The sequence below is a fragment of the Flavobacterium sp. UBA7682 genome, assembly GCF_002482945.1.
GTDB lineage: Bacteria > Bacteroidota > Bacteroidia > Flavobacteriales > Flavobacteriaceae > Flavobacterium.
Window position 1 is genome coordinate 190,597 of record NZ_DLGY01000026.1, and the last position, 13,722, is coordinate 204,318.

16 protein-coding genes are annotated in these 13,722 nt (G+C 35.2%); 2 read left to right on the top strand and 14 right to left on the bottom strand.

Translation table 11 applies throughout. The features are described from left to right. Positions 1-32 precede the first annotated feature (32 nt). From atpB to B3C16_RS07225, 11 genes are all read right to left on the bottom strand, one after another. Positions 33-1,208 carry a F0F1 ATP synthase subunit A gene (gene atpB / locus B3C16_RS07175; RefSeq protein WP_291130331.1) on the bottom strand — a complete coding sequence of 392 codons (1,176 nt, stop codon included), beginning with the start codon at positions 1,206-1,208 and terminating at the stop codon, positions 33-35. Positions 1,209-1,325: 117 nt separating this feature from the next. Beyond that, the gene (locus B3C16_RS07180) at positions 1,326-1,724 is read right to left on the bottom strand and encodes a hypothetical protein (RefSeq protein WP_121312237.1); all 399 of its coding nucleotides are present in this window, start codon (positions 1,722-1,724) and stop codon (positions 1,326-1,328) included. A 1-nt stretch (position 1,725) separates the two neighbouring features. Continuing rightward, positions 1,726-1,959 carry an AtpZ/AtpI family protein gene (locus B3C16_RS07185; protein WP_121312236.1) on the bottom strand — a complete coding sequence of 78 codons (234 nt, stop codon included), beginning with the start codon at positions 1,957-1,959 and terminating at the stop codon, positions 1,726-1,728. After that, positions 1,928-2,332 (bottom strand): bactofilin family protein, encoded by a 405-nt coding sequence (locus tag B3C16_RS07190; RefSeq protein ID WP_291130336.1) that lies wholly within the window; start codon positions 2,330-2,332, stop codon positions 1,928-1,930. Before B3C16_RS07190 ends, B3C16_RS07185 begins: the two co-directional genes overlap by 32 nt. A 4-nt stretch (positions 2,333-2,336) precedes the next feature. Then, positions 2,337-5,132, bottom strand: coding sequence for a tetratricopeptide repeat protein (locus B3C16_RS07195; RefSeq protein ID WP_291130339.1), 2,796 nt, complete (start codon positions 5,130-5,132; stop codon positions 2,337-2,339). 89 nt (positions 5,133-5,221) lie between these two features. Next, a complete protein-coding gene (locus B3C16_RS07200) occupies positions 5,222-5,920 on the bottom strand; it encodes an ABC transporter ATP-binding protein (protein WP_291130342.1) in 699 nt (232 codons plus the stop codon). 32 nt (positions 5,921-5,952) lie between these two features. Next, entirely contained in the window at positions 5,953-7,419 is a 1,467-nt protein-coding gene (locus tag B3C16_RS07205; protein ID WP_291130345.1) for a DUF5687 family protein, read from the bottom strand. A 56-nt stretch (positions 7,420-7,475) separates the two neighbouring features. Beyond that, positions 7,476-7,973 (bottom strand): hypothetical protein, encoded by a 498-nt coding sequence (locus B3C16_RS07210; RefSeq protein ID WP_291130348.1) that lies wholly within the window; start codon positions 7,971-7,973, stop codon positions 7,476-7,478. Beyond that, positions 7,961-8,167: a hypothetical protein gene (locus tag B3C16_RS07215; RefSeq protein WP_291130351.1), complete on the bottom strand. Its 207-nt coding sequence runs from the start codon at positions 8,165-8,167 to the stop codon at positions 7,961-7,963. Before B3C16_RS07215 ends, B3C16_RS07210 begins: the two co-directional genes overlap by 13 nt. Position 8,168: 1 nt before the next feature. Next, complete coding sequence (locus B3C16_RS07220; protein ID WP_291130354.1) at positions 8,169-8,789, bottom strand: hypothetical protein; 621 nt, start codon at positions 8,787-8,789, stop codon at positions 8,169-8,171. Continuing rightward, positions 8,786-9,127: a PadR family transcriptional regulator gene (locus B3C16_RS07225; protein ID WP_291130357.1), complete on the bottom strand. Its 342-nt coding sequence runs from the start codon at positions 9,125-9,127 to the stop codon at positions 8,786-8,788. Before B3C16_RS07225 ends, B3C16_RS07220 begins: the two co-directional genes overlap by 4 nt. A gap of 118 nt (positions 9,128-9,245) precedes the next feature. Here B3C16_RS07225 and B3C16_RS07230 point away from each other — a divergent pair, with 118 nt between their 5' ends. Further along, entirely contained in the window at positions 9,246-10,301 is a 1,056-nt protein-coding gene (locus tag B3C16_RS07230) for a ferredoxin--NADP reductase (RefSeq protein ID WP_291130360.1), read from the top strand. A gap of 34 nt (positions 10,302-10,335) precedes the next feature. Here B3C16_RS07230 and B3C16_RS07235 read toward each other — a convergent pair whose 3' ends face one another. Both B3C16_RS07235 and B3C16_RS07240 read right to left on the bottom strand, forming a co-directional pair. Then, positions 10,336-11,334, bottom strand: a complete 999-nt coding sequence (locus B3C16_RS07235; protein WP_291130571.1) for a glycosyltransferase family 9 protein — start codon at positions 11,332-11,334, stop codon at positions 10,336-10,338. Between the two features lie 59 nt (positions 11,335-11,393). Then, positions 11,394-11,999 carry a DUF4254 domain-containing protein gene (locus B3C16_RS07240; protein WP_162126792.1) on the bottom strand — a complete coding sequence of 202 codons (606 nt, stop codon included), beginning with the start codon at positions 11,997-11,999 and terminating at the stop codon, positions 11,394-11,396. A 134-nt stretch (positions 12,000-12,133) separates the two neighbouring features. On the opposite strand from B3C16_RS07240, the gene upp reads away from it, so the two are divergent. Continuing rightward, complete coding sequence (gene upp / locus B3C16_RS07245) at positions 12,134-12,787, top strand: uracil phosphoribosyltransferase (RefSeq protein ID WP_121312228.1); 654 nt, start codon at positions 12,134-12,136, stop codon at positions 12,785-12,787. On the opposite strand, the gene B3C16_RS07250 is transcribed toward upp, so the two are convergent. Then, positions 12,782-13,711, bottom strand: a complete 930-nt coding sequence (locus B3C16_RS07250) for a DUF6427 family protein (protein ID WP_121312227.1) — start codon at positions 13,709-13,711, stop codon at positions 12,782-12,784. The two genes, upp and B3C16_RS07250, sit on opposite strands and share 6 nt — an antisense overlap. Positions 13,712-13,722: the final 11 nt, after the last annotated feature.

A 13,722-nucleotide genomic window follows, 5' to 3' on the forward strand; every position in this document is an offset into this window, starting at 1 on the left:
TTTTTAAGGCATTAGGCAAAAGCCATTAGCCATTAGTGATGAGCTTCCTCATGGTGATGCTCTTCTACAGCCGAACCAAAATATAAGGCTGCCAACATCGTGAAAATATAAGCTTGTAACAAGGCTACTAAAACTTCAAGCAATGACAACACGAAAGCCAAGAAGAACGATAACGGACTTCCGATTGGGCTATCGAATTTATACATCAACGAAATCAATGTCATTAATACAACGTGACCGGCTAACATATTTGCGTACAAACGGATTGACAATGAGAATGGCTTGATGATGGTTCCCAATAATTCGATTGGCGCTAATATAATTTTCATTGGTACAGGAACTCCCGGCATCCAAAAAATGTGTTTCCAGTAATCTTTCTTAGCGGTAAAGGTAGTAATCAAATAGGTTAAAATAGCTAATGAAGCTGTAACCGCAATGTTACCTGTAATATTTACTCCCAGCGGCGTTAATCCGAACATATTTAAGAACCAAATAAAGAAGAAAATCGTCAATAAAAAGCTCATGTATTTTTTGTAATGCTTCTCACCAATATTTGGGATAGCGATATCGTCTCTGATATATAAAATGATTGGCTCAAAGAATCTTCCGGCGCCTTTAGCGATAGAACCGTTTTTCTTGTATGACTTTCCTAACCCGGCAAATAATGTCAACATTATTAAACCAACAATAAGAATCATTAAAACGTTTTTGGTTACTGAAAAATCAATTGGTTGTGTATTGGTTACATGACCTTTTTCGTCTTCTGTAAAAGTCCCTTCTGCATCCGTTTTGTAAACTTTACCGTCGTGGTGGTTTATTTTGTAGAAATTACCTTTTGATTCGGCAACTGCTTCTCCGTGGTGGAATTTCGAAGACATGAAGAAATGAATTCCATTATCCCATAAAATTACCGGTAATGGAAAACCAATATGCTTAGCGTGTTCTCCTTCACCATAGGAAAAAAGTGTAAAGTCGTGAGAATCTAACAAGTGATGTTTCACATAGTTCTTTCGCTCTAACTCCGCTTTTTCGGCTTCAGATAAATTTTCTGATCCTGAGTGCTCATCATGCGTTTTTGCTTCTGCACTATGCGCTACTTCTGTAGGAACAGCAGTGCTGTCAACAGGGTTATTTGCAGAACTAAATAGAGGAAGACAAGCTACTAAAGCAGCTAATATAAATTGGAGTGGTTTTTTTGAAAACACCATATCTGATAATTAACTTAGATTAACTTTTTTCAAATTTGGTGCAAAAGTACAATATTAATTAATATTAAAAAGTATAAGTTTTAATTTTTTTGATAGAATTGTCATTTTAAAACAAGTTTATTGTTTATTATTTAAAATTCTGATGGTTACAAAGGTTTCTATTGTCAAAAAGTAAATAAAAATGATAAAAAAATTCATTTTTTCTGTAGGCGTTTTGGGAAGGTTTCCAGCCAATATTGGTCTTAAAAACGCATACGCAATTACCATCTTTAAAGTTGTAAGAAATAAAAAGGTATAACCCACCGAATTGATATTGTTCTGTTTGACTTTGTTCAAAATCAAAATAAGCATGGCAGAAAAGAAGAAAAAGAACAAATACAACAACTCAATCGAGTAGATAAATCCTTCTTCATAAGCTTTTGGAACAAAAAAATAAAATAATAGTTTCTGAACAACAAAACCTATTACTCCTAATAACAAAAGGGTGAAAATCGATTTGAATTTGTCTAAATTCATATTATTGGTTATCTGATTTATTAATTTCTTTCAATTGACGGTTGATGTTATAAAAGGCAATGGCAACGCCGACCATCGTTAAAATCTTTACATATATTCTATGCGGATTGGAATATTTTTCGTCGAGCCAACGACCGAGATAAGCGAATAAAAAAACAATTACGCCCATTTGAATAGGAATATTGATGAGTGTTAACCACTTGTTACGCGCTTTTTTCTTCGGGTGATTGTCCATTATTAGGAAGGTTTTTCACATGTGGTTTCATGACGCAAGTCGCACTAAATTCGGCTCCGGGCTCTACGGAAAGTTTACCACAAATCACTTCTCCAATGATATGGGATTTTGATTTTACATTAAGGATTTCCTGAACTTGTATTTTGCCTTCAAAAGTGCCTTCGATATCGGCGTTTTTACAAACAATATCTCCTTTTACACTTCCGGCCGGACCAATCACAATTTTTCCTTTAGATTGAAAATTACCAATCAGATGGCCATCCAAACGAAAATCGGCTGGAGAAACAATATCTCCTGTAATCGTAGTTCCTTCCACAATTCTGTTGGTTTTTCCTAAAAGATCAGTGTATGATTTTGGGCTTTTCTCAAACATAACTTTATCCTTTTTTGCCTGATTTTGGCTGTCCTTGAGGCGAAGGTGGTAAACCCATTTGCCCTTCATCTTCTTCTATTCCTTTTTGTGTTTTTACCGATTGATTGTCTTTAGAATTTTGTTGTTCTTGTTTCTGAACCGGTTTTTGTTCTTGGACTACCGGTTTTTCTATAGTGCCGTCCCAATTCGGTTTGGTTGGATTGTTGGTCAGGTTTCCGGCTAAAAATTCGTCTAAATTCTTTTTAATCTGAAGAATAGTATAATTTTCTGTTGAAATAATAATAGGCACTTCTTGAACCTTATAATCTTTATAATCTTTCAATATTGAAGTAATTCCAACCGCTAAATCATTAGAATTCATGCCGTGAATCACTACGAAATTATCAGTCATTGTATAAATATCCAAAGAAACAGTTAGTTTTCCTAAGTCTCTGTCTTTGATAAACTTTGCGATTTTCTCTCTAAGAATTTTGGTGTTTTTATCTTCAAAATCTTTAGTTCTGTACAAAATTTTCCAATTTTTAGAATCGAGACTTGACAATTGTAAAGCTTGTAATTTCGGCAAATCAACCGATAACATTTTTTCAGCTTTTTTGCCTTCTTCACTATTCGGATAATTCAAAGCGACAAAATTAAGGGCTTTCCCATATTCATCAAGCCCGGCTAATTTTCCGGCAATATTGGCTTTTAACAATTCTAATTTCGGAACAATTTCATCTCCCGTAAATCGGTCGATAGCACTTTCTGTATCGGTCAAAACTAATTTATAATCTCCTTCTTGATAGCGTTTGTAAAGGCTTTCATAAACTGATTTTGGCGAGTCACTGTTTTCAGCATATTCACCATTCGGATTGTTTAAAATTTGAGCATATCTCGAATTTGGGAAAGAAGTGATGATTCTGGTTTTCATTTCTTCGGCTTTCGACTTATCTATAATTTCATAAATTTTGTACAAATTATACATCGAAGGCAAAACCAATCTTTCTTCCGGATCATTTTGCAACAAACGCTCTAACTTATCTGCGGCTAACTGATATTCTTTGAATTTTTCTTTGTAGATAACTCCTAATTGGTAATAGGCAAAATTTCTCTCCTTACTCAAACTGTCAATAAGTGTCTGACTGGTTGGCAATTGTTTAATGTAAAAATCAGGTGTAAAACGCTCTTCCACCACTGCTTCTTTTGAAATTTTTTCAGAGTCTTTGTCAACTTGATCTGACTCTTCTTTCTCATCAGTTTTAGCAGGGCTTGTTTCTAATCTCCAATTGTCTTGAAGTGTTCGTTTACCCCAAATCTTTTGAAACTCTTTTTGTCCAAAAGCAACTGTTGTTGGGTTATAAAAATAAAATGTTCCTTCGCTTCCACCTGTATTTGAATTGGTTGTCGGACTTGCTTTTTTAGGATTGGAATTGATATCCGAATCTATTTTACCTTCACTTCTTTCTTGATTTTCTTTGATTCTGGCTTCTTTCTCGGCTAATTTTTGGGCGATTTCTTCCTCTTTTTTCAGCTTTTCAATATGTTTTTGAAAATAAGCGGTTCTGTCAGCGGCTGACATAGAAAACAATGAAATAATGCTGTCGTTTGTTTGAGCAATAGCTTCATATTTAATTACATCTTCAAGATTTTCTCTTTTCTTTTTAATCAAATTGAATTCGCGAGTTCTTGGTTTTAAATGAACTAATGTGCTGTCAAAATATTTTCCTGCTGTAACAAATTTAGAATCGATGAAATATAAATCGGCTAAATTTCTATAATTAGAAGCAATAAGATAAGTATCCTGTGTCTTCTTTTTTAGGGAAGCTTCATAATATTTTTTAGCTGTGCCATTGTTTCCTCTTTTCTCATAGAACAATGCCATTTGATGATTCAAGACATCTAAAAAAGGACGGTTTTCTCGGTCTTCAAGCAAGTCATTGAATTTTTTTAAGAATGCAATTGTATCACCGCTTTTGTAATCAAACTGACCTGCTTGTTTGGCATGCGCCTGAATCACATATTGGCGAGCCGATTTTCTGTTCATGTCGATTACCTCTTGGTATTTCGCATAAGCGCTGTCTTTGTAACCCAATCCTTCATAGAGTTGTGCCAATATGAATCGGTATCTTGCTTTTTCTTCGTTGGATTTGGTGAACTCTGTAGCCAATTTTATTTTGGCCACGGCGCTGTCTTTTTCTTCCAAATTCAAAAATGCTTGAGCCAATGCCGCATTAGCATCTGCAAAAACTTGGTCTTTGAATTTGATTTCTTTTAAAAGTTTGGTCAGGTTATTCACTGCAATCGCGTCGTTTTCTAAACGCATATTGGTTTTTTCACGCCAAATTTTTACTTCGTAAATTTTATCGCTTTTAGGGTATTTATACAATACATAATTGAAGGCTTCCAATGCCGGCACAAATCGTTGTTCGTAATATCTGGATTGTCCCAAAAGCAAGTGCGCTTCGTCCATTTGAGGGTTTTTCTCAGAACCCTGAATGTTCATCGAATGCTTTTGGATGGCTTTAGTGGCTTTGGTTTCCGCTCTTTCGAAATTGGTGTTTCTGTTTTCACCGGGTAACATTCTTTCTTCGGTAACCTGCATTCTCTCAATTGGTAGTAATTCCCAAAAGTTGTCGCTGTTTTGCAATTTAACATCATCAATACCTTTTTCCAAGGCCATTTCGCCATTGTATAAGATGTTGTATTTGGTGCTAAGTGCGTGGGAATTTCGGGAAAGGAAAGTGTTTCTTTTGGTAGAACAAGCTATCAAAAAAACAAGCAATCCGGTATAGATAAGATATTTAATAGTATTGGTTTTCAAAGCGAAACGTATTTTTATAATAACGTGAAAAAGTTATAAATAGTATAACTAACTGGTAAAAATACGTTTCTTTTTGATATGGCAAAAAATTAGACTGCAAAAAATGCTTCCAACTCTTTTAAAGTTTCTGGTGAAGTTTGAATATCTTTTACGACTTCGCCCAAATGCAAGGCTACAATTCGGTTACAAACCTCAACAGTGTGCACCAAATCGTGGCTCGAAACCAAAACCGTTCTGTTAGGATCATCAGCCAATTCTTTGATAATTTTTTTCAAACGGTTTACCGTTGTCGGGTCAAGATTCGCAAACGGTTCATCTAAAATTACCACTTCAGGATTACCGATTAAGGCGGCAATAATCCCAACTTTCTTCATGTTTCCTTTCGATAAATCTCTTAGGTATTTTCGGCTGTTTAGGATTTCTCCGTTAAAAAACTCTTCATGTTCTTTTAGTAAGGCATCTACATCGGCTTTGTTTTGTCCACGCAAATCACCTATAAAATAGAAGTATTCTTCGGCAGTCAAATAACCTATTAAAAAACTCTCGTCAATAAAAGCCGCAGTAAAAGGTTTCCAAGCTTCGCTGGTATTAACCTGAACTTTATTGTTTATAATATGTCCGGAACTAGGTTGGATTAAGTCGAGCAATAAACTAAAGAAAGTAGTTTTTCCGGCACCATTGTTTCCTACTAAACCGAAGCTTTGTCCTTTCGGGATTTCAAGATTTTCAATGTTTAAAACGCGAACGCCATTTGCATATGTTTTGGAAAGATTATTGACTTGTATCATTTTTCGTGTAATTAATAATTAGTAAAAAGTAATTAGTTTTTTTGTTTGTAAGCTGCGATGGTAGCATACTTTTCGGTTTTGTATATTTTCTCAATTTGTGTGAAAACATAATTTCGGAAAGCAAAGCCTAAAACACCGGCACCGGCTACGAATATCAGTCCGACATTCGGAGAAAATAAATAATAGCCTAAAGCGTATAATCCCATGGGCAACAACATTTTTGGTATGGCGATTAACATGGTTTTTACATTAAAAGCTTGTTTGTCACCAAAGGCTTGTTTGCTGGTCGTTAAGTCGATTGGCGTTTTTACAAAAGCACCACCAAGCATCACCAAATGCGAGTTGACACCAATATTAAAAATTGCAGCAGCAACAATAATCAAATAAGTATGCAATCCGAAATACAAATAGAACGACGCCACAATTGTTGAAATTACAGTCCCGATGACCATCAACCACCATTTTGAACTAATATACTCTCGGTATTGGATATTCTGGCTCATCATTAATTGGTAATAAGCGCTGTCCCAACTCGGAATAAACTGCCCAAAAGTGAACAAAAATCCTCCTGAAACAAAGACGCCGGCAAATACTTTCATCCATGGATTATCATAGGCTTCGATAGATTGTGTAAAAAATAACAATCCATAAAAAATGAATATAAAACTCATAATCAATGTCATTCTCGAACGTTTATTTCTTTTTAATAATCGAATGTCATTTTTGAGGAATGTTCCTAAAGTGCCGAATTGATTCAACCAAGTGAAATTTTCAGTTGTCGCCAAGTCACTTTTCTTAGCCAAACCATCATCTAAATTCAAGCGATTTTTGAAGTAGTTATAAGCGCTGTAATAGACAATGGCAACCAAAATAATCGGAATTAAAAACCAATAATTAGTATCATACATATTTTGGAAAAACCCTTGACTGTAAGCGGTAATATCGAAAACATTGTAATACTGAGACGCTGCCAAAGCCACTAAAAGTGTAAGTACAATATAAAAAACAATGTTTTTACTGTTGACCAAAATGTTCAAAAAATTATTGGTATAAATCAGCGCCATCATAGCCAAATGCCACAATATAGCTTGATAGCCGTAACCTTTATACAATAACACTATCGTGAAAGGGACAAAGAAAAAAGCATGTAAAATGTTGAAAAACGAGAGGATTGTTTTGCCTAAAGAATAATGAACGATAGTGCTTCGTTTTATGGGTAAAATCAACAGCGGTTTGATATTGGTTACCGGCATTTTTTGAAGAAAATAACGGATAATCAAATCGAACAGCACATAATAAATCATGAATTTATTAATGGCTGAAAGTGGTTCCATGCCGTTGTCTTTCAGAATAAAAAAAACGGCTGTTCCCATGATGGCAAAACAAGCCATAAAATATAACGCTCCTAATCCCATGATGATTTTCAGCGCGAGATTGGTCCCAAAAGAAGCCGAACGGACAAAAGATTTCCATTCGAGTCTAATAAAATGTTTGAACATATTGCTTGGTATTAGGTTTTGTGTGTTAGTTTATAAAGATAGAAAAAAGTTACAAATTAGTTGGCAAATTCGTATTCAGGATAGGTTTGTTTCAAAATTGTTTCGGCTTTTGACGGAATTAAAACCAACACAATATATTCGCCAAGCGCCATAATAATCAACAGAAAACTAAAGAACAACAAAGCCCAATCGCTGTAGTTTTCACCTCTGATATTTAAGGCGATTTGTATCGGCAAGTTCATCAATCCTGTGATAGAACCGTAGCCGAAAATAATTTCTTTGAGCAACCATTTCTTTCCGGTTTTTTGGCGATTCTTTTTGTTTTTTTTGGACAACCAAAAAATCCCGACAAAAAAGGAAACGACCAAAACCACAAAAGCCATTTGTACTATTACAACATCTTGTTGGAATAACTTTAAGGCGTAAAAAACAATACCGATAGTCGCTAAGGTTCCGATAATTTTGGGCCAACGGAAAAAGTTTTTGAGCTCATTCCAAACCAATTTATGATACTTTTTTTGCAACGCTGCTTGTCGTTTTTCTACCACTTCCATAAACCCAAAAACGCCGAATTTTTTGAATTCAATTTTAAGGCTTCCTCAAAAGACAATTTTGGAATTTCTACCCATTGTTCTTCAATGGCATTCGCCAAATGATCCACCAATTCGGTTTGCAAATCGTAATATTCTACATAATGTTGGCGCGTGAAAGTATAAAGTCTTTCGACTTGTTCGGCGTTGAGTTTCATGCTAAATGTAATTAAATCGGTGCTTGTGAAATTTTATCAATTCTTGTATAAAAAAGACAACATAGCCAAAAAACAAAAAACTGAAAACAGTAAGTGTCCAATAAGAAACTTGTTCTGTCCCGAAAACCGGGAAGAAAAATAGGTGTCCGTAATAAATTATTGCCAATATAACTGCCGTTTTTTCGACTGTGTAAAATCTCTTTTTAAGATAAAAATGAATGTATCCCGACTGAAAAAGGATAGCCGTCAAGACCAAAACAAAAAACAAATTTTTAAGGGTAAAATCCTCAGAGAAATAAAGGTTAACATTTACATTCTTGAAAAAGAAAAACAGCAAAACCCCAAAAATTACCATATAAGGTTTGACCAAAAACAGTAAAAATTGACAAATGGCTTCCCAAGAAAAACTCCAACGCTTTTTGTTGTTTTTGAGAATGTCTTTTTTATGGACCAGCATATAGGATTTGAATGCATGGTAAAAATCCTCACGCTCCAATTCCATTTTTTCTTCAACCGCAGAAGCAATATGGTCTACCATTTCCTGACGGATATCAGAGTAAATGACCTCGTTGCTTTCCAAATAAGTATCAATAAATTTGATTTCTTCTTTTGATAATTTCATGGCTTATAATCTAATTTAGGTTGTACTAAGGTTTGCATATTTCGTATAAAATCTTCCAATTCCGCCAAACGGTTAATGGTTTCTGCCGAACCTTTTTCGGTAAGTTTATAGTACTTTCTCAGGCGATTGTCTACATTTTCCACTTCGACTTCTAAAACGCCTTCGGCTTCGAGTTTGTGCAACGCGGGATACAAGGCGCCTTCGGTGATTTTCAACTCTCCTTTGGTGATTTCCTTGACTTTTTGGGTAATTTCATAGCCATACATTCTGCCGTTTTCTTCTAAAAGTTTCATCACAATCGTGGTTAAACTTCCTTTGTACAATTGAGAACTTTTCATCGGGTTTTATTTTTGAAATTCAAATATACATAAGTTTTTTATATACATAGAAATCTTAGGTATAAATTATTATTTTCTCAAAAGTGAATCGTTCGTTACCTTTGCAAAAACAAATTTCATGTCTTCATTTTATAAATTACATATCAAAGAAGTAAAGCGCGAAACACCTAGTGCTATTTCTGTCGCTTTTACCATTCCGGCCGAATTAAAATCGGCTTACCAATTTACAGCCGGTCAATACGTTAATCTTAAATTGACGCTTGACGGACAAGAAGTGCGTCGCGCCTATTCGGTTTGTTCATCGCCTAATAGTGATGAATTGCGTATTTCCATTAAATCAGTAAAAGGTGGGCACTTTTCCAAATTTGCCAATGATAATTTGAAAGCCGGTGATATTTTAGAAGTAAGTCAACCCGAAGGAAGATTCACTTTCGAACCTACCTTTTCAAACTTAAAAAACTACGCCGCTTTTGCTGCGGGAAGTGGAATTACCCCGGTAATGTCAATTCTAAAATCGGTTTTAGAAGGCGAACCAAACAGTTCTTTTGTATTGGTTTATGGGAATAAAACCCCGGAAGAAACTATCTTTCACGATGAACTTCACGCTTTGCAACTCAAGTATGTCGGAAGATTTTTTGTCCACTTTGTGTACAGTCAAGCCAAAGTAGAAAATGAACTTTTTGGTCGAATCGATAAATCAACTGTAAACTTTGTGTTGAACAACAAACACAAAGAAAAAGAGTTTGACAAGTTCTATTTATGCGGTCCCGAAGAAATGATTAATTTGGTTTCTAATGTATTGAAAGAACACAGTATTCCGGAAAAAAACATCAAATTCGAATTGTTTTCGACTTCCACCGCTGCTGAAAATACCGCTGCTGCTTCTCATGAAGGCCATACCAAAATTACGGTAATGGTCGATGATGAAGAAACCACTTTTGAAATGTCACAAAAACAAACTTTGTTGGAAGCGGCTTTAAAACAAGGTATCGATGCGCCTTATTCTTGTCAAGGAGGCATTTGCAGTTCTTGCTTGGCGCGAATCACCAACGGTTCGGCCGAAATGAAAAAGAATTCTATTTTAACTGATGGCGAAATCGCTGACGGATTGATTTTAACTTGTCAAGCGCATCCGACTTCTTCGGAGATTTATGTGGATTTTGATGATGTATAGAAAAGTGTTCAGTGTTCAGTAAATAGTGTTCAGTTTATGCTAAATGCGACTGAATACTGCTTATTATTTTCTGAACTGATATTGTTCTCATCACATCTTCGTAACCGACTACTTTTTTGTTTCCGTATACCGAAGTTGGTAATAAAGGATATTCTTCTCTATCGGAAACTAAGCAGTTTTCCATCGGTTGGTTGAACGGTTTGAAGCCCGCGTAAGGATGCGTTGCGCCCCAAAGCGTGATGACATTGACGCCTAACATTGCCGCAATATGAGCATTTCCGGAATCCATGGAAAGCATGAGGTTTAAGTTGGAAATGAGTTGTAATTCTTGTTCAAATGATAATTTTCCGGCAACGACAATCACATTTTCTTTGGCTGTAGCCAAAATATTTAATTGGTCTGTTTCTTTTTTTCCGCCACCAAAAAGGAAGATTTTATAGTTTTGATTGGTAGCCAATTCATTAACTACTTTTTGCATCAAATCTAACGGATAAACTTTACTTTCATATTGAGCAAACGGTGCAATGCCAATCCATTCTTGACTTTCTTTTTCACCTGAAATCCTCAAAATTTCATCAGACAACATGGCTTTTTCGGGAAAAATCGGGTTGGATAAATCAACGAAAAAACCAAGTTCTTTGAAGGTATCAACATGTCTTTCCACCATCGATTTTAACGGTTCGAAGATTTTATTTTCGGCACGAGTTAATGCTTTTTTATCGGCGCGACCTTTATCAGTATGCGCGACTTTTTTTCCGCTTAGCGCGAATAAATTTCGAAGGACTATAGAACGTAGCACGTTATGCAAATCGGCAATAGCATCAATATTTAGCTTCTTCAAATCGGAATACAATTTGACTAAACCAAAAAACCCGTTGTGTCTTCCTTTCACATCGACAGCAAAAAAATTTACATTCGGAATTTCGTCAAAAAAAGGTTGGAAAAACGGACGCGAAACCACGGTAATTTTCACACTCGGATTTTGATGCACAAATGCGCGGATAACCGGAACCGTCATTGCGACATCGCCCATGGCAGACAATCGGATGACGGCTATATGTGTGATTGGGTTTGACAAAAGTTTGTCGTTTTTTATTTTTTATTTTGGTACAAAACCGGATTCAAATCGTCGTCGTTGTACATTTTCATTTGCTTATAGACTTTCATGAATTTGTCTCCGTTTTCAATATCGGTCAACAAATCGTTAATGGAAATAAACATATCGTTTTTTTGGTCTAGCAGTACATTCAATTTCTCCTGGCATTTGGCTCTGTGTTCGGCCGTTGCTTCTGCTCGATTCGCTTCTTCATTCATATGATAAATCTTCAAAGCCAGGATAGACAAACGGTCGATAGCCCAAGCCGGACTTTCGGTGTTGATTTTGGCATTGGGTTTTACCTGAACGTCTTTATGTTTTTGAAGAAAATAGCTGTCGATGTATTCTACCATATCGGTACGCACTTGGTTCGAGGCATCGATTTTTCTTTTCAAAACCAAAGCGGCTACCGGATCAATATTGGGGTCACGGATGATGTCTTCATAATGCCATTGTACAGTATCAACCCAATTTTTGGCATACAATAAATACTCGATAGTTCCTTTGGTGTATGGATTTAACGTTGGTTGATAAACATCATCAATAACGTGGTAATCTTTTATACTTTGCTCGAAAATAGGAAAGGCAAATTGTGAAAACATAACTTAGATTTTTATTTTATTTAACTTCGTTCCGTTCACCTTGACGGCTCGGGTACATAAAATTCGACCAAAAGGTCTCTGGTGCAAAGATAGTTTTTATACTTTTACCATAACATACAAAATTAAAGTCGTCCATGCACATTCATTACATTTCAGAGCAGAATAGTATTCTCAATCATTTTTTGGCCCAAATTCGCGATGTCAACATTCAAAAAGACAGCATGCGTTTTCGAAAAAACATCGAGCGCATTGGTGAGATTATGGCTTATGAATTGAGCAAAACTTTAGAATATAAAAACATTGAGGTACAAACGCCTTTGGGGATAAAACACACGACTACCATTGCTGACCATGTAGTTTTATGTTCCATACTTCGTGCCGGATTGGCTTTACATACCGGTTTTATGAATATTTTTGATAATGCCGAAAACGGATTTGTTTCTGCTTATCGCCATCATTATAACAACGATGATAAGTTTGATATTTTGGTCGAATACCAAGCAGCGCCGTCTTTTGAAAATAAAAATCTGATTTTAATTGACCCGATGTTGGCCACCGGACAATCTTTAGTAGCCGTTTTGAATAAATTACATTTGGAACAAAAACCAAAGGAAATTCACATTGCCGTTGTAATTGCCGCACCGGAAGGCATAGCATTTCTAGAAAAAAATCTACCGAAAAACTGTCATCTTTGGGTTGCTGCTTTAGATGAGAAACTCAATGAGAAAAACTACATCGTTCCCGGTTTGGGTGATGCCGGTGATTTGGCTTACGGCAGTAAATTATAACTGAGCAAAAAAGATAAAAAAACTTCCTAAAATTAGTATTAACAATACAATCTCTTTATACATCTTGTTTTGAGAAAACTCAATGTTATTGGTACACATTAAAGACAAAGGCATTAGGGTAAAAATCAACATACTGTTATTTTTATCGGGAGAAATTAGAAAAACAATCACTCCAACGATAAAGGCCAAAATCATTTTTTTATACGATGCTTGTAAAATAAGTGGTCTGTTTGATACTGTGAAAATTGTTGAAAAAACAAAGTATAAGGCAATTACGGAATAAAAAGAAAGCGCCACATTTTGATAATTATTAGTAAAATAATCAAGCTCAAAATTCATTCGCGTTTGATTAAAAATATGGTCTATCCATGTTTTATCAAAAAACAAAGCCGCGGCGAAAAAAACTACCGCTGTAGTTACAAAGGCTACGAATGGTAAAAGCCAATTTCTATAATCTCTCGACACGTGAAAGATGATAGAAATATAGACTAAAACGATAAAAAGTATACACCAAAAATGGAATAATGCGGCAATAAAAATCCAAATGGATGCATCAAAAATCTTTTCTTTGGGTTGTTTTAAGGTCTGCAAAGAAATTAATCTTCTGATGGCCAATAACAGAAAAAAATTGGCAAATAATATATTTGTATTGTTAAAAATTGACTGGAAAAGGGCCAGGAAAAGCAAGAAAAAGAGAATGGCAAAACTGCTGTCTTTTGTTAATCCATTTTTTTTTACAATAAAATTAACTAAGAAAAGAGACGCTAATAATAAGACCAATGCTTCAATAGTATTTAGAAATCCATCGGATAAATTTTTCGGGTGAAGGTCACTCGATTTATGTAGAAAAAAGAAAAACAATACTAAAATTACAATTAGCGAATAATTTAGAATTGTAGATTTTTTAAAAACACTTGTTATCATGAGGATATTTT